The organism is Agrobacterium sp. DE0009 (assembly GCF_007680755.1).
In the GTDB taxonomy this organism is placed as follows: domain Bacteria; phylum Pseudomonadota; class Alphaproteobacteria; order Rhizobiales; family Rhizobiaceae; genus Agrobacterium; species Agrobacterium tumefaciens_B.
This window is the reverse complement of sequence record NZ_VEIU01000001.1, coordinates 526,899-548,900: the sequence shown is the minus strand read 5'-3', so window position 1 is coordinate 548,900 and position 22,002 is coordinate 526,899. Positions and strand designations below refer to the sequence as shown.

Below are 22,002 nucleotides of genomic sequence, written 5' to 3'. Positions count from 1 at the left end.
GGCGCCCACGCGGAGCCACGCCCCGTTTCCACGGGGCCGAGCGTCAGCACGAAGCGGTCGCGGATGTCACTGGATGGCGTGTTCGCCCGGCCCGAGATAACTCGCCATCAGAGCGGGATCGACGGCGAGTTCGGAAGCTGGGCCTGAGCGGCGCACTTCACCAAGTTCGACGAGATAAGCTTCGTCGGCAATTTCGAGCGCGGCGCGGGCATTCTGCTCGACCAACAGGATGGAGACACCGGTTTGACGCAGGTCGGCGACGATACGCAGGATTTCGGCGACAATCAGCGGTGCAAGTCCAAGGCTCGGCTCATCGAGAAGCAGCAGTCTCGGCCGGCTCATCAACGCCCGCGCGAGCGCCAGCATCTGCCTTTCGCCGCCGGACAGTGTTCCGGCGAGCTGCTTGCGGCGTTCGCGAAGGCGCGGGAAGAGTGTGTAAACAGCATCGCGTGTCTCGTCGCGCTCCTGACGGGAACGCAGGAAACCGCCAAGTTCGATATTGTCCTCAACCGTCATCGAGCCGAATAATTCTCGCCTTTCCGGCACGAGGCAAAGGCCGGCGGCAACGCGGCCCTCGATTGTCTCGGGCACCGGCGCGCCGTCGTAAAGAATGGTCCCGCGCGAAGGCACGACACCCATGATGGCGTTCAGCAGCGTGGTTTTGCCCGCTCCGTTCGCCCCGATGACCGTGACGATGCTGCCCGATGTCATGGATAGCGAGATGCCATGCACCACTTCCGCCCGGCCATAGGCAACGTGGATGTCTTTGATGTCGAGTAGATGTCCGCTCACGCTGCCCCCCCAAGATAAGCCGCGATCACGGCCGGATGTTGCCGGATTTCAGCCGGCTTGCCTTCGGCGATCAGGGTACCGAAATCGAGCACGACGATGTGGTCGACCAGCCCCATGACGAAACCCATGTCATGTTCGACAAGCAGGACGCTGACGCCCTCGGTCCGCAGTTTTTTCAGCAGCGTCGCGAGCTCCTGCTTTTCCCCGTGGCGCAGACCGGCCGCCGGTTCGTCGAGCAGCAGCAGGGTTGGGTTGAGGCAAAGCGCGCGGGCGATTTCCAGAATTCGGATCTGCCCGAGAGCGAGGTCGCCGGCGGGGCGGTCGCGATGGGCACCGAGACCGACGCGATCGAGCTGATGCGCGGCTTCCGCAAGCAGAGCTTGCTCCTGTTGTCGCTCCAATCGCAAGAAGCTTCGGAAGACGCCGGCATTGCCGCGCAGATGCGCGCCGAGAGCGACGTTTTCGAGGACCGACATGGTCGGAAGGACCTTGGCGTGCTGAAAGGTTCTGGCGATGCCGCGTTTGGCGATGAGCCGCGGATTGAGGCCCGAAAGCGTCTGTCCCTGATAGGTGACGTCACCGCCCGAAAGGTCGAGGATTCCGGTGATGAGATTGAAAGTCGTGCTCTTGCCGGCGCCGTTCGGACCGATCAGGCCGACGATCTGCCCGGCCTTGATGTCAAAGCTGACATCGTTGACCGCCGTCAGCCCGCCGAATGTCTTGCGCACCCGATCGACCCGGACCAGCGGACTGCCGGTTGCAGGCATGTCCCGCATTTCGAGACCGGGGCCTGCCCGGCGGATGGCGCGAGGCGGCCGGGCCGGCAGGTATTTTTCCAGAAGCGGCCAGAGACCGTCGCGCGAGAGCTGCAGGATCAGCACGAGCAGCACGCCAAACACGATCATTTCTACATTCACCGAGGTGCCGACAAGGCCGGGCAGGACCCGTTGCAGCACCTCTTTCAGCACCAGCACCACGGCTGCGCCGAAGATGGCGCCGACGACCCGTCCCGAACCGCCGACGACGGCCATCAGCATATAGGTGATGCCCATGTCGAGCCCGAAAGGCGTCGGGTTGATCGAGCGCTGCATATGGGCGTAAAGCCAGCCTGACAGCGCTGCTACAACGGCTGCGAAGACGAAAACGGTCAGTTTGGCCTGCTCGATATTCACGCCGAAGGCCTCCGCTGCCTGCGAGCCGCCACGCAGGGCGCGAATGCCGCGCCCGACACGGCTGTCGAGCAGGTTCTGCGCGCCGATCGCCACGGCAATGACGAATATCCAGATCACGTAATAGACCGAGCTGCTGCTCATCAGCGGTTCGTTGCCGATGGACAGCGGTGGAATGCCCGAGATTCCGTCGTACCGGCCGAGGAGCTCGACGCGACCGAAAAGGTAATAGATCGCCAGCCCCCAGGCGATGGTGCCGAGCGGCAGGTAGTGGCCGGAAAGCCTGACCGTCATCAACCCCAGCGGCAGCGCGACGATGACGCCGACGAGGAGCGCCAGTGGCAATGTGAGCCAGGGTGAAAAGCCATAGGCCGTGGTGAGGACCGCTGTCGTATAGGCACCGAAACCGCAGAAGGCCGCCTGGCCGAAAGAAGTCATGCCACCAACGCCGGTCAACAGCACGAGCCCGATGGCAACCAGAGACGCAAGCCCGATATTGTTCGCGAGCGTCACCCAGAATGGCGGGATCGGCATGAGCGGGAAGAGAGCGACGACAAGTAGCGCGGCAATGGCGGGATAAAGATGTCTGCCGAGGGTCATATCACTCTTCCTCATGATGGCTGGCACCGAAGGAAAGCCAGATCAGCACAGGCACGATCAGGCCGAACACGATGATTTCCTTGAAATCGCTGGCGAAGAAGGAGGCGAAAGCCTCGATCAGCCCGACGCCGATCGCGGCAATGGCCGTGACGGGGAAGCTTGCCATGCCGCCGAGAATGGCGGCAACGAAGCCCTTGAGGCCGATCAGGAAGCCCGTATCGTAGAAGATGGTGGTGATTGGACCAATCAGTACACCCGATACCGCCGCGATTGCAGCGGCGAGCACAAAGGCGGTGACACCGGTCAGTTCCGTTCGAACGCCGACGAGGCGTGCTCCGAGCCGGTTGATGGCCGTTGCCTTCAGGGCTTTGCCGAGCAGCGTCTTTTCGAAGAAGAAGTAAAGGCCGACCATCACCAGAATTGTCGCGAGATAGATGAAGATGCTTTGCGCGCTGACGAGCATCGGCCCGAGCGTGAAGCCGGCGTCGCTCAACGGCGCTGCACGCAGGCCCTCCGGGCCGAAAAAGGCAAGCCCGAGCCCCATCAGTGCCAGATGCACGCCAACGGAAGCAATGAGAAGCACGAGCACGGAGGCGTCGGCAAGCGGACGGTAGGCGATACGGTAAACGTAATATCCCATCGGCGCGATGATCGCGATCGTAATGAGCGCGCGCAGGAACGATGGCAGTTGCATGGGCGCCAGAATGGCGACCAGCCCGTAAATGAGGCCCGGCAGCGCAAGGTTGATGGCCATCGCGCGCAGCAGCGCCGAGAGGCGCAGGCCCCGACGCATTCCCCAGAGGTCGAGCAGGAGGGCCACGGCGCCCATGCATAACAGCAGCTTCAGCGTGCCAGGTACGCGCCCGGCATCGAGTAGCGCGAGCGTCAGCGCACCATGGGCGACAAACTCACCTTGTGGAATGAAGATCACCCGGGTGACGGCGAAGACCAGAACGAGGGCAAGCCCCAGCAGCGCGTAGATCGCACCATTGGTGACGCCGTCCTGGATCAGGAATGTGGCAATTGTCGCGTCCAAAATGCACCCTTTGGTTTGGCTCTCGGTAAGGCGTGACGGATATTTTGAATGGCAGGCGATCCGCGGCGGGTATCGCTGACGCCAAGGGCTTGCGGCAGGGCCGGGGAGGCAGGCTCCCCGGTCGATGTTAAGTGCCGGCGATTATTTATCGTCGGGCAGTAGTACGAACTTTCCGTCTTTCGCCGTCAGAAGCACGACGCCGCGCTGGTCGAGGCCATAATGATCGTCTGCCTTGAACTCATAGACACCGTGCGTGGCGTTATAGGGCCCGCTTGTCTCGATGGCATCGCGCAGTGCGACACGGAACTCGGGCGTGCCGGGCTTTGCCTTTTTGAGCGCAACCGGAACGGCTTTCTTCAGGATCACCATCACATCCCAGACATGCGAGCCGAACTGGGTTCGGGCGTTCGCGCCGAACTTGGCTTCGAGAGCCTTGAGATAGGCAAGGCCCTGTTCCTTGGTCGGAGAGCTGTCCGGTTGATCTTCCGCGACCATGACCGGGCCGGAGGAAAACACGGTGTTCTCAACAGCCTTGCCGGCAATCCGCAGGAAATCGAAGGTGACCGCACCCGAGACGACATAGATCTTGCCCTTGAAGCCACGCTCGCGCACGCCGATCTGGGGCAGGGCGGCACCCGTGCCGGATGCGCCGATGAACACGGCATCCGGACGCGCGGCAAGCGACTTCAGCACCTGGCCGGAAACAGAGGTATCGGCGCGGGCATAACGCTCCTCCGCAACCAGTTCGAGACCATAATCCTTGCCCGTGGTCTTCAGCGCATCGACCCACTGCTGGCCGTAGGAATCGGCAAAACCGATAAAGGCGACGCGTTTGATACCGTCCTTCTGCATGCGGGCGAACATGCTCTTCACCAGGACGGTGGAGAACTGCGGCATGACGAAGTTCCATTTCTTTGCGGCCGTCGGCGGAATTGGCGAGAGCGCGAAATGCGGCACTTCCGTCTCGTTCGCCACACCTGCGACAGCAATCGCAGCCGGCGTGAGGGCAGAACCGACGATCACATCCACCTTATCGTCATTGGCGAAGCGGCGCGCGTTGGTGGTGGCAACCGAGGGGTCACCGGCATCGTCAAGCAGGATGACCTTCAGCTTTTCACCGTCGATCTCGGACGGCCATAATTCGATCGATTGCTTGAGCGGTATGCCGAGTGCAGCGCCCGGGCCGGTCGTCGGAATGGTCACGCCAATGGTGATATCGGCGAAAGCCGAGCCGGCCGTCATCGTCAGGGCAACAGCCGTTGCCATCCATGTCATCATACGCTTTTTCATTGTCTCTCCTCCCAATGATCGGACGTTCACGAGCGCCCGGAAATGCATTTCAGTATCTCGTCGACATCAGGCAGCTTCCCCCGCCGTCGAATGTTGCAGTGCTGAAAGGGCTTCGACCCGAACAGCCATCCAGGCGGCGAAAGCATCCCAGGCGGCATTTAGATAGGCGTTGGCCTGCCAGAGGCCCGTCTCAGGCTGATCTACGAGTGCGGCCATGCGCCGGCTCTCGGCCTCGAAAGCTTCAAGCGTAGCCTTCGCCGCTCCTGCTTTTGCCGTCGGACAATCGGCGAGGTCCTCGCGGGCGCGTTCCAGAAAAACCTCGAGGCCCCTTCCGCCATCGCGCCAAAGCCGGCGGGTCAGAAGGTCGATTGCCTGCATGCCAGTGGTGCCTTCGTAAATGGTCATCACGCGCGCATCGCGCAGATATTGCTCCAGCGGCCATTCCCGCGTGTAACCCGCCCCGCCCAAGATCTGTATGGCCTGATTGGCGACGGTAAATCCGGCATCCGCACCAAAATTCTTGACGAGCGGCAACAGCCAGCCCGACAGCGCCCGCAAATCGGCCCGCAAATTCTCATTCTGCTCGAGCCGGGCAAGGTCCATGACGGTGGCAAGTTCGAGTGTTGCGGCCCGCAGCGTTTCCGTGCGCAGCCGCGCCTCTTCGAGCTGGCGGCGTATATCAGGGTGGCGCGCGATCGGGATGGCGGGTTTTGCCGGATCGCCACCCTGGAGACGCTCCTGCGCATAGCTCTCCGCAATGTCGATGGCGGCCGAGGCGAGCCCCAGTCCCTGACAGCCGGTTTGCAGGCGCATCAACTCGATCATGGCAAATAGCTGGGCAAGACCGCGTCCTTCTTCGCCGAGCAAGATGCCGCGTGCAGCTTCAAAACGCAGGGCGCAGGTGGGCGAGCCGTGCAGGCCCATCTTTTCCTCGATGCGGTCCAAGCTGACGCCATTGCGGTGGCCGTCGATTTCATCCGGCACAAGAAACAGGCTGAGGCCGCGTGTCCCGATCTCCTCACCGGTACGGGCAAGCAGACAGTGGCCGATGCGGCCCGCCATGTCGTGATCGCCGAAAGATATCCAGAATTTCGAGCCGGTGATGCGCCACGCACCGTCTCTCAAGACAGCGCGGCTGCGCAGCCGCGCAAGATCAGAACCGGCATCCGGCTCCGAGATGCAGATGGTCGCCGCCCATTCTCCGCGCGCAAGACGCGGAACCCATTCCTTCGCAACGGCATCGTCCGCCACCTCGGCGATCAGATGGCAGGCCGCTCGGGTAGACCCGGAGGCCATCATCAACGCGACACAGGCGCGTTCGAAAAGCGGTGCGCAAGCGGTCTGGATCGATAGCGGCAGGCCTTGGCCACCGAAGCGTTCCGGCACGTCCATGGCGAGCCAGCCATCGGCCCCATGCTGGCTGAAAGCATCACCGAAACCGTCGGGAACAAGAACGCGGCCATCGACGACAGTGCAGCCCTGACGATCGGCCGCTGTGTTCAGCGGCGCAAGAACGGTTTCGGCAAAACGTGCCGCTTCGTGGAGAACGGCCTCGGCGAGAGCATCGTCACAATCGCCGCGAACCGACTGGATACGACGCCAGCCCGGCGTTGCTTTCAGAAGCTCTAATGTGCTTGTGGCCTGCCTTGAAAAACTCATCGTATCACCGCGGCTGCATGCGGATCGCGCCATCCAGCCGGATGACGTCGCCGTTCATGTAATCGTTCTCGATGAGGAACCGGACCGCATCGGCGAATTCGGCGGGATCGCCGAGCCGGGACGGATGGGGTATCTGGCTCGCAAGGCTTTCCTGAACCTCCTGTGGCAAACCCTGGAGCAAGGGCGTCATAAAGATGCCCGGCGCGACGGTGTTGACCCGAATGCGGAAGCGGGCAAGCTCACGCGCCGCGGGCAGGGCCAGCGAAACGATACCGCCTTTTGACGCGGCATAGGCTGCCTGTCCCACCTGACCTTCAAAGGCGGCAACCGAGGCCGTATTGACGATCACGCCGTTGTCTGCGCCGTCGATCGGCTCCGCCTCAGCCATACGGGCGGCTGCAAGGCGCATCATGTTGAAGGTACCGAGCAGGTTGACGCGGATAACCTTTTCGAAACCACCAAGCGGCTGAGGGCCTTCGCGCCCGAGAATGCGGCCGGCCGTGCCGACCCCGGCGCAATTAACGAGAATGCGAAGCCCGCCCTTGGCGGAGGCTGCCGCGTTGACCGCGAGTTGCGCATCGGCATCGCTTGCCACGTCACCCTGAACGGCTGTAGCGCCGATTCCCGTCGCCAGTTTCTGGCCGGCTTCACCATTCCGGTCAAAAATCGTGACCGCAGCCCCGCGGGCCGCGAGCATGCGGGCCACTGCCGCGCCGAGGCCGGATGCCGCACCTGTGACAAGAGCGCCTGCGCCTTCGATTTTCATGCTGCCACCTCCTTGTTGACCGTGATGACCTGGGGCGCATCGCCGTAGAGTGTGTCGACCAGTTCCTTGCGATGCAGAAGGACTGCACGCTGATTGATCGATCCCTTGTCCGTGACCTCACCCTTTTCGAAGCGAAGGGGGTCTTCGATGACCAGAAGGCGCATGACGCGGCTTGCAGAACCGCTTGCCTGTTTCTGATGCGCGGAAAGCTTTGCGGCAATCTGCGCCCTCACAATGGGATGCCGGATGATCTCTGCATCGGACAGCTGGTGTGAGCCCGGAACAAGCTCGCGCAGGGCCGGCATGAAGGGAACCACTAGCGCTCCGAGTTCGCCGCGGTTCTCGCCGGTGATGACAGCATCGCGGATGAGGCCCGAGAACATGTTGACGAATTGAGCGCGCAGCGGCCCGACAGCAACCCAGGTGCCTGTCTGCAGCTTGAAATTCTCGGCAATGCGGCCATCGAAATAAAAGCCCTGGCGAGGATCCTCAGGAACTGCGAACTTCACCGTATCGCCGATGCGATAGAAGCCTTCCTCATCAAAAGCGGCCGCGGTCAGCTCTGCGTTACGCCAGTAACCCGGCGTGATGTTCGGGCCTTTCAGCCTCAGCTCAAATCGATCATCGACCGGCACGAGCTTCATCGTTACGCCTTGCGCGGGGATGCCGATATTGCCTGGCTTCTCCTGCGGTTTGGTGCAGAACAGCGAGAAGGGGGCGGTCTCCGTCGAGCCGAGGCCGGCGCCCATCGGGACCGCATGGCCGACCGTCGCAACCGAAAGCTCGATCAGCGCATCCCAGGTGTGCTGGGCCATCCCCGCGCCGGCATACATCAGCAATTTCAGGTCACGAAAGAAGGTGCGGCACAACGCCTCGTCCTTGCGCATCGCCTGAACCAGCATCTCGTGGCCAGCGGGAACGTTAAAATACCAGGTAGGAGAAACGTCACGCAGATTATCGATGGTCTGGCCGATCAGGGCCGGGCTCGGCTTGCCTCGATCGATATAATAGGTGCCGCCATTATAGATGACGAGGTTGAAAACCTTGTTGCCGGCTGCCGTATGGTTCCACGGCGCCCAGTCAACGACCACGGGCGGTTCATCGCGAAAATAGGCATAACAGTCGGCAATCATCTCCTGATTGGAGCACAGCATCCGCTGTGTCTGAATGACGGCCTTGGGCGAGCCGGTCGTGCCTGACGTGAAAAGGAATTTGGCAACGGTATCAGCGCCAACCGAATCGAAGGCGCGATCCACCGCTTGCGTAGGCACGGTCTCGAGCAACGTGTCGAACCGGAATGTGTTGGGACGATCCTGCGGCAGATTGCTGAGGCCGACGAGCGGCGTGCCGTCACCAAACACCTCTTCCAGGGCGCGCCGGAACGGTGCCGCATCCTCGGCAAATACCATGCCGGGTGTGATCTGCCTGCGGATATCGTGAAGCTTGCCAAGATCGGACGCGGTTGCATAGGCCGGGGTGATCGCTGCCGAGGCAATACCGACATGCTGGGCCGCAAGCACCATCAGCGCATGTTCGATGGAGTTTTCCGAAAGGACCAGAAGCGGCCTTTCGACCGAGAGCTCCTTGTCAAGCAGGAACTGGGCGATACGGCGGACCTTATCGAGGGCCTGCGCATAGCTGACTTCACGCCATGGTTCACGCCCCTGTCGATCCGCCATCCAGGTGCGATCAGGCGTTGTCACCGCCCAGTGAACGAGGCGTTCATTGAGTTTGTGCGGGTAGGGGCCAAGCGGATCGTTCCGCCAGACCATGATCTCGCCGTTCGGCCGCTTCTCCCATGCGACATTGGGCGACCAAAGCTTCACCTTCATCGTCACGACCTCCTCCCAGACGTCATTCACGTGACCGTGCAAATAATCTTTTGTCAAAAAAATGATTACAAGAAAATAATATCCTTGTAAACAAAATGCGGAAAGCTAATTGTGTATTTGCCTTGGACTATTGGAGACGTCGGCATGAACGAAAAAACGACAGACGAATTCGTCACCTATGAACTGCGCGGCGACGTCGCCCTTGTGGGGCTGAACCGGCCGCAAAAACGCAACGCCATCAGCGACCGCTTCGTGGAAGCCATTGCCGGTGCCGCGGCGAGGGCGGAAAGTGAAGCGCGCGCCGCCGTCATCTTCGGGCACGGCGATCATTTCTGCGCCGGTCTCGATCTCGGCGAGCATATTTCCAAGACCCCGATCGAAGGCGTGCGTGGCTCCCGCCGCTGGCATGCCGTCTTCTCGCAGATCGAACACGGCACCATTCCCTGGGTGTCGGCGCTGCATGGCGCCGTGGTCGGCGGCGGACTGGAGCTTGCGGCCTCCACCCATCTGCGCGTTGCCGATGAGAGCGCCTTTTTTGCGCTCCCAGAGGGCCAGCGCGGAATCTTCGTCGGAGGCGGCGGGTCTGTGCGCATCGCCCGGCTGATGGGCGTTGCCCGCATGAGCGACATGATGCTGACCGGCCGTGTTGCCTCGCCGGACGAAGCCGAGCGATGGAACCTCGTACAATATGTGGTGCCGCGCGGTGAGGCGCTCGCCAAGGCGCATCAGCTCGCCACCGCGGCCGCGTCCAATGCGCCGCTGTCGAACTACGCGGTCATCAATGCGCTTCCCCGCATTCAGGACATGGCCAAGGACGACGGCTTGTTCGTAGAATCCTTCATTTCCTCTTTCACGGCAGCCAGCCCCGAAGCCGAGGAGCGTCTGCGAGCCTTCCTTGAAAAGCGTGCCGCGAGGCTGAAAGCGCCGGATGCGACGGCCTGATCCGTCGATAAATGCGGTCACCTCGCAATAGGGCGATGCCGCCTGGGAAAAGGTTTTCTCAGGCGACATTGGCGAAAGCCGCTGATGATGCATGTTTTTTCATCCATTCAGCGGCCGGCGTAATGCCGCCCAGCGGAAAGATATGAACCTGCTCGATCAGGCTATCGGGATGAGCCGCCTTATGGGCAACGAGCCCCGCGATGACATCGGTCGGCTCATAGGGAACGAAAAGCCTCGAAAGATCGAGCGCGCGCTTCTGCAGCACCTTCAGGGACGGCCCGACTCCGCAGGCAATGGCAAATTTTATCAGCGTCTGCAGCTTGGTCGGTCCGGCAACGCCGACATGAATCGGGATCGTGACGCCCATCGCGCGGATCCGCGTCGCCCATTCCGTGACGACATCGGCGTCGAAAGCGAACTGGGTGGTCAAAGCGAGCCGGGCGTCTGTTCGGTCAGCAAAATTCTGCTTCCACAACAGGGCTTGATCGACCCCGCGCGATGAGCCGTCGCGATCAATGTCGCGATTGCCCTCGGGATGACCGGCCAGATGAAGATGCGTGAAGCCCATCTGGTCAAAAAGACCGGTCTCGATCATGTCGATCGAGCTCGAGAAGGCGCCGACCGCTTCTTTCTGGCCGCCGCCGAGCAAGAGCGCCTGCGTCACGCCAGCCTCTCCCCGATAGCGCTTCAGCAAGTCCTCCAGCTCGCTTTTACCTCTGATGCCCCGGGCCGGAATGTGTGGCATCACTGGAAAGCCTTCATCGTTCAGGCGTTTTGCGGTCGATACCATGTCGGCAATCGGCGTGCCCTCTATGTGAGCGATATAGACCCGCGTGCCCTCAGGCAGAATATCCTTGAATTTGGCGATCTTCGCCGCCGTGCGCGGCATGACCTCGATTGACCACCCACGAACGATGTCGCCGGCCGCAACCGCGGGTTCCACCGGAGCCGAATTCTCCCAGACACTTGACCATCCCATCGCTTTCTCCCTTAGCGAGGCTCGATTATGTATACATAATGCTCGGCGTTTCAATCAAAAAGTCGCAAAAAATCTGAAATATTGACATTTTGCTTGGCTTATTTAGTCTCGGTGAATACATCGTTCGAATTTTTCGGGGTATTCCAATCTCTTACGTCGAGCTCACGCTATCCTTGGCTGGTCACAAACCACGGCGAGGATTATATCTCGTAACGGGCGAGTGGCGGTGTATACACTGTGGAACAGGTGCCGCGACGTAATGGCGGCAGGTCGGAGGGTGGTATGAAGGGCGATGCGGCAACACATGGCGGCCGGGCGGTGATCGAACTCAGGGAAAAAATCCTGAGTGGCGAGCTCCCCGGCGGTATGCGGCTCTTTGAGGTGCCGACAGCCGAACTTCTGGATATCTCCCGAACCCCCGTGCGCGAGGCGCTTTCCCGCCTGACGGAGGAGGGGTTGCTCAACCGCCTGCCCGGCGGCGGGTTTGTCGTGCGTCGGTTCGGTTATGCCGATGTCGTGGATGCCATTGAAATTCGCGGCGTCATGGAGGGAACGGCAGCCAGGCTAGCGGCGGAACGCGGCGCTTCAAGGGGGGCGCTCGAGGAGATTGGGCGCACGATACACGAGCTGGATCTGTGCTTTGGCGACCGTGTCGATGACGTCGATTTTGATCGTTACTCCGCGCTCAATCAGGTGTTTCACCATCAGCTTGCGGCGCTCTGCGGCAGCGAGATGATTCGCCGTGAGGTGGAGCGCGCAAGTTCACTGCCGTTCGCGTCACCTTCCGCTTTCCTTCCCGACAAGGCAAATATCGGCGCGTTTCGCCGGTCGCTAAGGGGTGCGCAGGAGCAGCACAAGGCAATCGTGGCGGCCATTGCTGCGCGGGAGGGCGCCCGTGCGGAGGCAGTCGCGCGGGAGCATTCGCGCACGGCGCGCACCAATCTTGAATACATGATCCGCGAAGCGCCGGAATTGATCGCGCAGATGCCTGGTCTGGCGCTGATCAGCGACTAAGCCCCGGAAACCTCAGGAAATATGCTGGCGGCCCCGTTAGGAGCCGCCTTTGTTTTTGCCGATGCGCTCGTAAAACACCAAATTTTCCGCTTGCAATTTATCGATGCCCGGCGTTTCATGTATACATAGACGTGATTGCCAGGGAGGAGATAATGATGGCGAATTCCAGTCTGACCGAGGTTTTGAAGCAATATCCGAACCCGGTTGAAATGCTTCGCAACTCGAAAATCGGTATGTATGTATACCCGGTTGTCGCCGGGGAGTTTAGCAACTGGCGCTCCGAGCAGGCTGCCTGGCGCGATGGCGCGGTCCTGTTTGACCAGTCCCATCATATGGATGAGCTGATCGTCGAAGGCCCCGATGCCGAAAAATTTCTTGCCCATCACGGCATCAACTCTTTCTCGAATTTCGACCTCAATCGCGCGAAGCACTTCGTTCCGGTCACGCCGAACGGGCACGTCATCGGGGACCACATCATTTTCCGTGAACGGCAGGACAAGTTCATCCTCGTCGGCCGTGCACCGACCTCCAGCTGGCTGATGTTCTGCGCGGCCTATGGCAAGTGGAACGTCCGCATCAAGCACGATCCGCGGTCCCCGTCGCGGCCGGAAGGCGAGCGCGTGCTGCGCACCCATTACCGCTATCAGATCCAAGGCCCCGATGCGCCGAAGATCTTCGAGAAATTGAACCGCGGCCCAATACCTGACATCAAGTTCTTCCATGTCGACTGGATCAATATCGGCTCGAAGAAGGTCCAGGCGCTCCGCCACGGCATGTCTGGCGCGCCGGGCCTCGAGGTCTGGGGGCCCTATGAAGACAAGAGCTACATCCTCTCCTGCCTTCTGGAAGCAGCCAAGGAGGCCGGCGTCAATCTCGTGCGTTGCGGCAGCCGCGCCTATTCCACCAACACGCTTGAATCGGGCTGGATCCCGTCGCCACTGCCGGGCATCTACACCGGCGACGGCATGTTGAAGGACTATCGCGACTGGCTGGGCGCCGACAGCTATGAGGCGACGGGCGCGATCGGCGGCAGCTTCGTTTCCGACAATATCGAGGACTATTACGTCAACCCGTTCGAGCTGGGCTACGACTTCTATATCGGCTGGAAAAAGGATGACTTCATCGGAAAGTCGGCTCTGGAGGCCATGAAAGGCAAGACGCAGCGCAAGAAGGTCACCTTCGAGTGGAACGCCGAAGATGTGGTGGATGTCATCGCATCCGCGTTCCGTCCAGGCGAAGACCATTACAAATGGATCGACTTCCCGCAGGCCAACTACGCTTCCACCGGCGCGGATCTTATCTTGAAGGGTGGCAAGCAGGTCGGCATGTCAATGTTCACCGGTTATTCCTACAATGAACGCTGCATGCTTTCGCTTGGCATCGTTGAAAACGATATCAACGTCGGCGACGTTCTCACCCTCGTCTGGGGAGAGCCGAACGGCGGTTCTGGCAAGACCTCGACGGAGCGCCACAAGCAGAAAGAAATCCGTGTCCGCGTCTCGCCGACGCCCTATGCAGCCGAAGCCCGTGACAATTACGCAGACAGCTGGCGCACCAAAAAAGCCTTCTGACAGGGTTGAGGTTGCGCCGTGCAGATGACACGGCGCGACCCCGCGCAGGCCCGGCAAAGGCGCGTCAGTGGGTTTTGCGGCTCTGAGGGACCTGAACAATGCAATGAACTGAGTGGTGTCCAGATTTCACTGGAACCGCGTGAACGAATAAAGAGGCCTGCCGTAAACGGTGGGCCTTTGCCTTTTTGCGACGATTGCCGACCCTTCAGGCGCTCATTCGTGCAAACAAAAGCCCCGAAGGTTGATGTCCAACTTTCGGGGGTCAGTTCATTCAACACCGGGGCCCATGGAATGACAGGTGCCTCTGTTCTCAGAGCTTCAGCAGCCTTTTTGCGTTTTCCTTGAGGATCAGCGGACGAACCTCGTCCTTGATCGGAATATTGGCGAAATCGTTGAGCCAGCGCTCCGGTGTCATCGCCGGCCAGTCCGATCCGAACAGCATCTTATGTTTCAGCAGCGAATTGGCATATTGCACGAGGATCGGCGGAAAATACTTTGGCGACCACCCCGACATGTCGATGTACACATTCGGCTTGTGGGTGGCGACGGAGAGCGCCTCTTCCTGCCACGGGAAGGAGGGGTGCGCGAGAATGATCGGCATGTCGGGGAAATCGACCGCGACGTCATCGAGGTGGATGGGATTTGAGAACTTCAGCCGCATTGCCATGCCGCCGCGCAGGCCAGCGCCAACCCCGGTCTGACCGGTGTGGAAAAGCGTGATTGCACCCTCCTCGGCGATCGCTTCGTAAAGTGGGTACGCCATGCGGTCGTTGGGGTAAAAGCCTTGCATCGTCGGGTGAAACTTGAAACCTTTCACCCCGAACTCACGCACCAGACGCCTCGCTTCGCGGGCGCCGGCCTTGCCCTTGGCGGGGTCGATCGACGCAAAAGGGATCATGATGTCGCTGTTCTCGGCAGCGATCTTCGCCACCTCTTCATTTTCATAGCGGCGAAAACCGGTTTCCCGTTCCGCATCGACCGGAAAAATCACGCAGCCGATTTTGCGCTCGCGATAATAGGCGGCGGTTTCCTGCACCGTGGGCAACATGCCCTTGTGACCGGCGGGGTTCTTGAAATATTTCGCCATGCCGGCCTGAAATTCATCATAACCATCATCGCGCGGGCCGCAGCACGGCTCCTCGGCATGGGTATGCACATCTATGGCGACGAGTTCATCAATATTCACGGCCTGTTTCTCCCAAATTCATGCCTAGAAATTTATGTAGCAGGGCGATGAACTGATCGCGCTCGACCGTGGTCAGGCCCGCGCCGAGCGTTGACTCGTGCGAAAAGAACCACTCGCTTTCCTTGCGCACATGCGCGACGCCTTCCGCGGAAAGCGTCAGTTCGATGGCGCGGCGATCGTCATCGGGAACACGGCGGGTCACCAGGCCCCTGTCTTCGAAAGCACGGATCAGTTTCGTCATATGCGCGCGCTTGATCATCAGCCGCTGGCCGAGCGCTGTCTGACGAATGCCGGGATTGTGCATGATGACGAAAAGCACGGAGAACTCCCCCGGCCGCATGCCCGAATCCCCGAGCGCCGTGAAAAAATCGTCATAGGTCTTGAGCTGGGCGAGGCGGATGAGGAAACCGAGCGCTGTCTCCAGCCGGTCGAGATTGACGTCGGTCATCCTGCGAGGGAGTTGGTCCATGCTATTTCCGTTTCATGCTTTGCGAGGCGTGAACCGCGTCTGTCGAACGGAGCGCGGCCAGCAACATCATACCCTTCACAGGAAGCCACATCAAACCCGGCCAATCCTCTGTAACTCTACGAATGGAATGTTTACAAGTCAACAATTATGGGCGTTTCAGAATTGAAACACCGCGGACACGAGCCTGCGTTTCCAAACTCTGACCGTTTGCCTCTTGATCATCGGCGTGCTTTTGTGGCCGGACCGATTTTGCGTCCGCGGAGGCCGTTCAGTTGAAACCTTATCCTGTCGATCATCTCGTCCTGCCCGTTGCGCATATCGATGTCGCCACGGCGCGACTGTCTAACCTCGGTTTCACGGTGGCGCCTGAGGCGATCCATCCCTTCGGCACGATGAACGCTTGTGTCTTCATCGCAGACGGCACCTATCTGGAGCCGCTTGCAGTTCATGATCCGACTAAATACCGTCAGTCTGTTGCGAAGTCCGATGTATTCACCGGCAGGGATTGCGACTTCCGGGCGCGGCACGGAGAAGGTTTCTCCGCCCTTGTCGCAGCAACGAAAGACGCCCTTGCCGATCATCAGCGGTTTATCTCATCGGACTTATCCGCCGGCGATATTTTCGAATTTTCGCGACCGGTGCAGATGCCAGATGGATCGAGAAGCGAAGCGTCATTTCGATTGGCGTTTGCCGCAAGCGGATCGGCTGCAGATTTTTTCCTGTTCAGCTGCCAGCGTGTCAAAGCCTTGCCGGGTGACCGGTCCGCGCTGGAGCGCCATGCGAACGGCGTCACCGGGCTCGCTGAAATCGTCCTGAGCCCGGGCGCGGATCAGAGGGCAGGGGAGCTGGTCGAGGCGGTGTTCGGCGTTTCATCCACTCTGTCTCCCGAGGGTGACACCATATTTCCGACGGCAAATGCGGCGATCAGAGTGACGGAAAAGCCTGCCTTCGGCGACGCGGCGATAGATGCATCCAGCGAAACCGCGGGCGGTTTGCGCGGAACGGGTATCGTCTTTTCCGTTCGCGATCTTGCCGTGACAGCGGCGGTGCTTGCTGCTAATGGCGTGTCGTCAGCAGAAGTGTGTGGCCGTCTGGTGGTCCCCGCCGCACCCGGTCAAGGTGTTGCCTTCGCCTTCGAGGAAAAATGATGAGCGTTATGAACAATCTCAAAGTCACCGCCGGCGATGGCGCCAGCAAGGTTTCCTTTTCCAATAGCGAGCGCATCTCGCTGATCGCCGGCCCCTGCCAGATGGAGAGCCGCGAGCATGCCTTCATGATCGCCGGGGTTTTGAAAGAACTCTGCGACAAGCTGGGCATCGGCCTTGTTTACAAGTCGTCCTTCGATAAGGCCAACCGCACCTCGCTCTCCGGCAAGCGCGGCATCGGTCTTGATAGCGCTATGGAGATTTTCGCCGATCTCAAGAAGGAATTCGGTTTTCCTGTTCTGACTGATATCCACACTGAGGAACAATGCGCCGTCGTCTCCGACGTGGTGGATGTGCTGCAGATTCCGGCTTTCCTCAGCCGTCAGACCGATCTTCTCGTCGCCGCCGCGAAAACCGGCCGCGTCATCAACGTCAAAAAGGGCCAGTTCCTGGCGCCCTGGGACATGAAGAACGTTCTGGCCAAGCTGAATGAAAGCGGCAATCCGAACGTGCTTCTATGCGAGCGTGGCGCATCCTTCGGCTACAACACGCTGGTGTCCGATATGCGCTCGCTGCCGATCATGGCGTCGCTCGGCGCGCCGGTCGTGTTTGACGCCACCCATTCCGTGCAGCAGCCTGGTGGGCAGGGCGGTTCCACCGGCGGTCAGCGCGAATTTGTCGAGACGCTGTCTCGCGCAGCAGTCGCCGTTGGCGTTGCAGGTCTCTTCATCGAGACCCACGAGGACCCGGACAATGCGCCTTCCGATGGCCCGAACATGGTGCATCTGAAAGACATGCCGAAACTGCTTGAAAAGCTGCTTGCCTTTGACGCTGTGGCTAAAGGCTGAGTGTACGACGCGGCTCGTGCCAATCGATTTTAATGGCGGGCGTCCCGTTTCTGCCGCCCGCCGTCATTGTAATTTCTTCGCCATCGTCTAAGACAGGCGACGGAAAATATCTGTTCCATTCCCAAGGGAGAGACCATGACTGCCATTACCGATATCATCGCGCGCGAAATCCTCGACAGCCGCGGCAACCCGACCGTTGAAGTCGATGTGTACCTCGAAGACGGCTCCATGGGCCGTGCCGCCGTTCCGTCGGGCGCTTCCACCGGCGCGCATGAAGCGGTTGAGCTGCGTGATGGCGGCAAGCGTTATCTCGGTAAGGGCGTGGAAAAGGCTGTTGAAGCCGTCAACACGGAAATCTTCGACGCAATCGGCGGCTTCGACGCTGAAAACCAGATCCAGATCGACCAGATGATGATCGCGCTGGACGGTACGCCGAACAAGTCGCGCATTGGCGCGAACGCCATCCTCGGCGTGTCGCTCGCCATCGCCAAGGCTGCAGCCGAAGCCTCGGGTCTGCCGCTCTACCGTTATGTCGGCGGACCGAACGCGCATCTGCTGCCGGTTCCGATGATGAACATCATCAACGGCGGCGCGCATGCCGACAACCCGATCGACTTCCAGGAATTCATGATCCTGCCGGTTGGCGCGGAAAACATTCGCGAAGCCGTTCGCATGGGTTCGGAAGTGTTCCACACGCTGAAGAAAGAACTGTCTGCGCAGGGCCACAACACCAATGTCGGTGATGAAGGCGGTTTCGCCCCCGGCCTCGAAAGCGCGCCCGCAGCGCTCGATTTCATCATGAAGTCGATCGAAAAGGCCGGTTACCGTCCGGGCGAAGACATGTATGTCGGCCTCGACTGTGCATCGACCGAGTTCTTCAAGAACGGTAAATACGTTCTCGAGGGCGAAGGCCGCACACTGGAATCGGGCGCGATGGCTGAATATCTCGCAGATCTGGTTGCCAAGTACCCGATCATCTCCATCGAAGACGGCATGGCTGAAGACGATTGGGATGGCTGGAAGGCGCTGACCGATCTCATCGGCAACAAGTGCCAGCTGGTCGGCGACGATCTCTTCGTCACCAACTCCGCACGTCTGCGCGACGGCATCAAGATGGGTGTCGCCAACTCCATCCTCGTCAAGGTTAACCAGATCGGCTCGCTTTCCGAGACGCTGGACGCGGTCGAAACCGCCCACAAGGCCGGCTACACCGCCGTCATGTCGCATCGCTCGGGCGAAACGGAAGATTCCACCATCGCCGATCTCGCAGTCGCGACGAACTGCGGTCAGATCAAGACCGGCTCGCTCGCCCGTTCCGACCGGCTCGCAAAGTACAACCAGCTGATCCGCATTGAAGAAATGCTCGGTCCCCAGGCTGCTTACGCCGGCCGTTCGATCCTTCGCGGTTAATTCGCGTTCGGAGTTCATGATATGGCCCGCTGCCTGGCGGGCTCGTTTCAGGGGCGAGCGGTATAGTGCGCACGGACTTGATGCGGGGTCCAGCGCGATCAAGTCTTTGATCGCGAAAGACTCTTCTCACAACGCAGACGCGCTGTGGCTGGATGCCGGATCAAGTCTGGCATGACGAGCGTTCTCTTAACGTCGTTGCCATTACAGCCCGCCTTCCGGCGGGCTTTTTTCATGTCCAATTGCCGCTCATAATTTAAGGTCAACGGATAGTTAAACAATCCGCTCTAGTCTCAGACTCACGTTACGCGTTTTGAGGCATCTCTCCGGCATGTGGACCAGGCATCATAAAAAGAGACGATTCGGTCGGCTGATCGTTCCAGCCATTACCATCGCTTTTCTTTCCTATTTCGGCTATCATTCGATCCATGGCGATTTCGGGCTTCAGGCAACCGAACGGCTGGAGCGGCAGCGTATCACCCGGACGGCGGAGCTTGCAAAGCTGACCCAGGCGCGCGTGGCGCTGGAGCGTCAGGTGGAGCTGTTGAGTGACGGATCGCTCGAACGGGACATGATCGACGAGATTTCCCGGTACCAGCTGAACATGTCCCGAACGGACGAAATCGTCATCATGAACACATATTTCTGATTAACCGAAATTCGGTTAATTCAACATTTTTGATTTATTCACAGCATCTTAGCGTGAATATGTGCCATGCGTTTATAGCATTGCTGCATGGCGCTTTCTTGCATATGGTACGCGCCACTCTATCCATTCAAACGGCAACTCAGGGAGGGATGAATGGCGCCGCGAAAATCAGCGACCGTATCCGGCCGGAAGACAACGGCAAAGTCCGCAACCGAATTCACCGGCAAGAACAGCCCGGACTTCTCGAAGGAAGAAGAGCTTCACGCCTATCGTGAAATGCTGCTGATCCGCCGTTTCGAAGAAAAGGCCGGCCAGCTCTATGGCATGGGCTTCATCGGTGGTTTCTGTCACCTCTACATCGGTCAGGAAGCTGTCGTCGTCGGCATGCAGATGGCGCAGAAGGAAGGTGATCAGGTCATCACCGCCTATCGCGACCACGGTCACATGCTCGCCTGCGGCATGAGCGCCCGTGGCGTCATGGCCGAACTGACCGGCCGCAAGGGCGGCCTGTCGAAAGGCAAGGGCGGCTCCATGCACATGTTCTCGAAAGAGAAGCATTTTTATGGCGGTCACGGCATCGTCGGCGCACAGGTCTCTCTCGGCACCGGCCTCGCATTCGCCAACCGCTATCGCGGTAACGACAACGTCTCCGTAACCTACTTCGGTGACGGCGCGGCGAACCAGGGCCAGGTCTACGAGAGCTTCAACATGGCAGCTCTCTGGAAGTTGCCGATCATCTATATCGTCGAAAACAACCGTTACGCCATGGGCACCTCGACCGCCCGCGCAACCGCACAGTCGAACTATTCGCTGCGCGGCCAGTCCTTCGGCATCCCCGGTATCCAGGTGGATGGCATGGATGTCCGCGCCGTCAAGGCCGCAGCCGATCAGGCGCTGGAACATTGCCGTTCCGGCAAGGGCCCGATCATTCTTGAAATGCTGACCTACCGTTACCGCGGTCACTCCATGTCCGACCCGGCGAAGTACCGTTCCAAGGATGAAGTGCAGAAGATGCGTTCGGAACATGATCCGATCGAGCAGGTGAAGGCACGCCTTCTGGAGCAGGGCTGGGCCAGCGAAGACGAATTGAAGGCCATCGATAAGGATGTCCGTGATATCGTTGCCGACAGCGCCGACTTCGCCCAGAACGACCCCGAGCCGGATGCATCCGAGCTCTACACCGACATTCTGCTCTGATCGGGAAAGGGAAACCCATGCCTGTAGAAATTCTTATGCCCGCCCTTTCCCCGACCATGGAGGAAGGTACGCTTTCCAAATGGCTTAAAAAGGAAGGCGACAAGGTCACCTCCGGCGACGTGATCGCGGAGATCGAAACCGACAAGGCGACCATGGAAGTGGAAGCCGTGGATGAAGGCGTCATCGGCAAACTGCTGATCGATGCCGGCACCGAAGGCGTCAAGGTCAACACCCCGATAGCCGTGCTCATCCAGGAAGGCGAAAGCGCCGACGACATCTCTTCCGCTGCCAAGAAGGAAGAGCCGAAGGCCGAAGCAGCCAACTCGGGTTCTGATGCCGCCGGCGGCAAAACCCGCGAAGCCACCGAAGAGCCGAGCGCTTCCAAGGAAGCCGCGAAGGTTCCGGCAGCACCCAAGATCGACGTCGCCGCCGACCCGGACATTCCAGAGGGCACTGAAATGGTGACGACGACGGTGCGTGAAGCGCTGCGTGACGCCATGGCTGAAGAAATGCGCGCCGATGAAAAAGTCTTCATCATGGGTGAAGAGGTCGCCGAATATCAGGGCGCTTACAAGATTACCCAGGGCCTGCTGCAGGAATTCGGCGAGCGCCGCGTCATCGACACCCCGATCACCGAACACGGCTTTGCCGGCATCGGCGTCGGTGCAGCCATGACCGGCCTGAAGCCGATCGTCGAATTCATGACCTTCAACTTCGCCATGCAGGCGATCGACCAGATCGTCAACTCGGCGGCCAAGACCCTTTACATGTCGGGCGGCCAGATGGGCGCGCCGATGGTGTTCCGTGGTCCTTCGGGTGCTGCTGCCCGCGTTGCGGCCCAGCACTCCCAATGTTACGCCGCATGGTACAGCCATATTCCGGGCCTCAAGGTCGTCATGCCCTATACGGCTGCCGATGCGAAGGGTCTTTTGAAGGCAGCTATCCGCGATCCGAACCCGGTCATCTTCCTCGAGAACGAAATTCTCTATGGCCAGAGCTTCGAAGTGCCGAAGCTCGATGATTTCGTGTTGCCGATCGGCAAGGCGCGCATTCATCGCAAGGGCAAGGATGCAACCATCGTTTCCTTCGGTATCGGCATGACCTATGCGGTCAAGGCTGTTGCGGAACTGGAAAAACTCGGCATCGACGTCGAATTGATCGACCTGCGCACCATCCGTCCGATGGACCTGCCGACCGTTATCGAATCGGTGAAGAAGACCGGCCGTCTCGTTACTGTCGAAGAAGGTTTCCCGCAGTCATCGGTCGGTGACTTCATCTCCAACCAGGTCCAGCGCGCTGCTTTCGATTATCTCGACGCGCCGATCCTAACGATTGCCGGCAAGGACGTTCCGATGCCTTACGCGGCCAATCTGGAGAAGCTGGCGCTTCCGAATGTCGATGAAGTCGTTCAGGCCGTCAAAACCGTCTGCTACAAGTAAGGGGAGGCGTTT

At 60.0% G+C, this 22,002-nt stretch carries 19 protein-coding genes; 9 read left to right on the top strand and 10 right to left on the bottom strand.

Going from position 1 to position 22,002, the window contains the following annotated elements:
- Window positions 1-66: 66 nt before the first annotated feature.
- The 7 genes from FS804_RS02805 to FS804_RS02775 form a co-directional block, all read right to left on the bottom strand.
- On the bottom strand, window positions 67-792 hold the full coding sequence (locus FS804_RS02805) for an ABC transporter ATP-binding protein (protein ID WP_144574515.1): 726 nt from the start codon (window positions 790-792) through the stop codon (window positions 67-69).
- Window positions 789-2,561, bottom strand: coding sequence for an ATP-binding cassette domain-containing protein (locus FS804_RS02800; protein ID WP_144574512.1), 1,773 nt, complete (start codon window positions 2,559-2,561; stop codon window positions 789-791). The genes FS804_RS02805 and FS804_RS02800 overlap by 4 nt, the downstream gene beginning before the upstream one ends.
- A gap of 1 nt (window position 2,562) precedes the next feature.
- Window positions 2,563-3,597, bottom strand: a complete 1,035-nt coding sequence (locus FS804_RS02795; RefSeq protein ID WP_063949045.1) for a branched-chain amino acid ABC transporter permease — start codon at window positions 3,595-3,597, stop codon at window positions 2,563-2,565.
- A 141-nt stretch (window positions 3,598-3,738) separates the two neighbouring features.
- Complete coding sequence (locus FS804_RS02790; protein ID WP_144574509.1) at window positions 3,739-4,887, bottom strand: ABC transporter substrate-binding protein; 1,149 nt, start codon at window positions 4,885-4,887, stop codon at window positions 3,739-3,741.
- 66 nt (window positions 4,888-4,953) lie between these two features.
- Window positions 4,954-6,546 carry an acyl-CoA dehydrogenase family protein gene (locus FS804_RS02785; protein ID WP_144574506.1) on the bottom strand — a complete coding sequence of 531 codons (1,593 nt, stop codon included), beginning with the start codon at window positions 6,544-6,546 and terminating at the stop codon, window positions 4,954-4,956.
- Between the two features lie 4 nt (window positions 6,547-6,550).
- Window positions 6,551-7,312, bottom strand: coding sequence for an SDR family oxidoreductase (locus tag FS804_RS02780; RefSeq protein ID WP_144574502.1), 762 nt, complete (start codon window positions 7,310-7,312; stop codon window positions 6,551-6,553).
- Window positions 7,309-9,144, bottom strand: coding sequence for a feruloyl-CoA synthase (locus FS804_RS02775; RefSeq protein WP_144574499.1), 1,836 nt, complete (start codon window positions 9,142-9,144; stop codon window positions 7,309-7,311). The genes FS804_RS02780 and FS804_RS02775 overlap by 4 nt, the downstream gene beginning before the upstream one ends.
- Before the next feature lie 144 nt (window positions 9,145-9,288).
- Between FS804_RS02775 and FS804_RS02770 the strand changes: the two genes are divergently transcribed.
- Complete coding sequence (locus FS804_RS02770) at window positions 9,289-10,086, top strand: crotonase/enoyl-CoA hydratase family protein (protein ID WP_063949040.1); 798 nt, start codon at window positions 9,289-9,291, stop codon at window positions 10,084-10,086.
- A gap of 58 nt (window positions 10,087-10,144) precedes the next feature.
- On the opposite strand, the gene FS804_RS02765 is transcribed toward FS804_RS02770, so the two are convergent.
- Window positions 10,145-11,065 (bottom strand): methylenetetrahydrofolate reductase, encoded by a 921-nt coding sequence (locus FS804_RS02765; RefSeq protein ID WP_144574496.1) that lies wholly within the window; start codon window positions 11,063-11,065, stop codon window positions 10,145-10,147.
- Window positions 11,066-11,347: 282 nt separating this feature from the next.
- Here FS804_RS02765 and FS804_RS02760 point away from each other — a divergent pair, with 282 nt between their 5' ends.
- Together FS804_RS02760 and FS804_RS02755 are read left to right on the top strand one after the other, a co-directional pair.
- Window positions 11,348-12,079 (top strand): GntR family transcriptional regulator, encoded by a 732-nt coding sequence (locus FS804_RS02760; RefSeq protein ID WP_144574494.1) that lies wholly within the window; start codon window positions 11,348-11,350, stop codon window positions 12,077-12,079.
- A gap of 155 nt (window positions 12,080-12,234) precedes the next feature.
- The gene (locus tag FS804_RS02755) at window positions 12,235-13,650 is read left to right on the top strand and encodes an aminomethyltransferase family protein (protein WP_144574491.1); all 1,416 of its coding nucleotides are present in this window, start codon (window positions 12,235-12,237) and stop codon (window positions 13,648-13,650) included.
- A gap of 310 nt (window positions 13,651-13,960) precedes the next feature.
- On the opposite strand, the gene FS804_RS02750 is transcribed toward FS804_RS02755, so the two are convergent.
- A complete protein-coding gene (locus FS804_RS02750; RefSeq protein WP_144574489.1) occupies window positions 13,961-14,836 on the bottom strand; it encodes an amidohydrolase family protein in 876 nt (291 codons plus the stop codon).
- Window positions 14,826-15,305: a MarR family winged helix-turn-helix transcriptional regulator gene (locus FS804_RS02745; protein ID WP_063949036.1), complete on the bottom strand. Its 480-nt coding sequence runs from the start codon at window positions 15,303-15,305 to the stop codon at window positions 14,826-14,828. Before FS804_RS02745 ends, FS804_RS02750 begins: the two co-directional genes overlap by 11 nt.
- 272 nt (window positions 15,306-15,577) lie before the next feature.
- Between FS804_RS02745 and FS804_RS02740 the strand changes: the two genes are divergently transcribed.
- The 6 genes from FS804_RS02740 to FS804_RS02715 all read left to right on the top strand — a co-directional run bounded on the left by FS804_RS02740 (window position 15,578) and on the right by FS804_RS02715 (window position 21,990).
- Window positions 15,578-16,453 (top strand): VOC family protein, encoded by an 876-nt coding sequence (locus FS804_RS02740; RefSeq protein WP_144574486.1) that lies wholly within the window; start codon window positions 15,578-15,580, stop codon window positions 16,451-16,453.
- The gene (gene kdsA, locus FS804_RS02735) at window positions 16,453-17,298 is read left to right on the top strand and encodes a 3-deoxy-8-phosphooctulonate synthase (RefSeq protein WP_144574483.1); all 846 of its coding nucleotides are present in this window, start codon (window positions 16,453-16,455) and stop codon (window positions 17,296-17,298) included. The genes FS804_RS02740 and kdsA overlap by 1 nt, the downstream gene beginning before the upstream one ends.
- 135 nt (window positions 17,299-17,433) lie before the next feature.
- Entirely contained in the window at window positions 17,434-18,708 is a 1,275-nt protein-coding gene (eno, locus tag FS804_RS02730) for a phosphopyruvate hydratase (RefSeq protein WP_004441599.1), read from the top strand.
- A 328-nt stretch (window positions 18,709-19,036) separates the two neighbouring features.
- A complete protein-coding gene (locus FS804_RS02725; protein WP_004441601.1) occupies window positions 19,037-19,354 on the top strand; it encodes a septum formation initiator family protein in 318 nt (105 codons plus the stop codon).
- Window positions 19,355-19,507: 153 nt separating this feature from the next.
- The gene (pdhA, locus tag FS804_RS02720; protein ID WP_004441604.1) at window positions 19,508-20,551 is read left to right on the top strand and encodes a pyruvate dehydrogenase (acetyl-transferring) E1 component subunit alpha; all 1,044 of its coding nucleotides are present in this window, start codon (window positions 19,508-19,510) and stop codon (window positions 20,549-20,551) included.
- A gap of 17 nt (window positions 20,552-20,568) precedes the next feature.
- Window positions 20,569-21,990 (top strand): pyruvate dehydrogenase complex E1 component subunit beta, encoded by a 1,422-nt coding sequence (locus FS804_RS02715; protein ID WP_144574480.1) that lies wholly within the window; start codon window positions 20,569-20,571, stop codon window positions 21,988-21,990.
- Window positions 21,991-22,002 lie beyond the last annotated feature (12 nt).

Coding starts and splice junctions, on each gene's coding strand:
- eno (WP_004441599.1), top strand. CDS start 17,434: ATGACTGCCATTACCGATATCATCGCGCGCGAAATCCTCGACAGCCGC.
- FS804_RS02790 (WP_144574509.1), bottom strand. CDS start 4,887: ATGAAAAAGCGTATGATGACATGGATGGCAACGGCTGTTGCCCTGACG.
- FS804_RS02765 (WP_144574496.1), bottom strand. CDS start 11,065: ATGGGATGGTCAAGTGTCTGGGAGAATTCGGCTCCGGTGGAACCCGCG.
- kdsA (WP_144574483.1), top strand. CDS start 16,453: ATGAGCGTTATGAACAATCTCAAAGTCACCGCCGGCGATGGCGCCAGC.
- FS804_RS02715 (WP_144574480.1), top strand. CDS start 20,569: ATGCCTGTAGAAATTCTTATGCCCGCCCTTTCCCCGACCATGGAGGAA.
- FS804_RS02760 (WP_144574494.1), top strand. CDS start 11,348: ATGAAGGGCGATGCGGCAACACATGGCGGCCGGGCGGTGATCGAACTC.
- FS804_RS02755 (WP_144574491.1), top strand. CDS start 12,235: ATGGCGAATTCCAGTCTGACCGAGGTTTTGAAGCAATATCCGAACCCG.
- FS804_RS02780 (WP_144574502.1), bottom strand. CDS start 7,312: ATGAAAATCGAAGGCGCAGGCGCTCTTGTCACAGGTGCGGCATCCGGC.
- pdhA (WP_004441604.1), top strand. CDS start 19,508: ATGGCGCCGCGAAAATCAGCGACCGTATCCGGCCGGAAGACAACGGCA.
- FS804_RS02785 (WP_144574506.1), bottom strand. CDS start 6,546: ATGAGTTTTTCAAGGCAGGCCACAAGCACATTAGAGCTTCTGAAAGCA.
- FS804_RS02725 (WP_004441601.1), top strand. CDS start 19,037: ATGTGGACCAGGCATCATAAAAAGAGACGATTCGGTCGGCTGATCGTT.
- FS804_RS02800 (WP_144574512.1), bottom strand. CDS start 2,561: ATGACCCTCGGCAGACATCTTTATCCCGCCATTGCCGCGCTACTTGTC.
- FS804_RS02745 (WP_063949036.1), bottom strand. CDS start 15,305: ATGGACCAACTCCCTCGCAGGATGACCGACGTCAATCTCGACCGGCTG.
- FS804_RS02775 (WP_144574499.1), bottom strand. CDS start 9,144: ATGAAGGTGAAGCTTTGGTCGCCCAATGTCGCATGGGAGAAGCGGCCG.
- FS804_RS02770 (WP_063949040.1), top strand. CDS start 9,289: ATGAACGAAAAAACGACAGACGAATTCGTCACCTATGAACTGCGCGGC.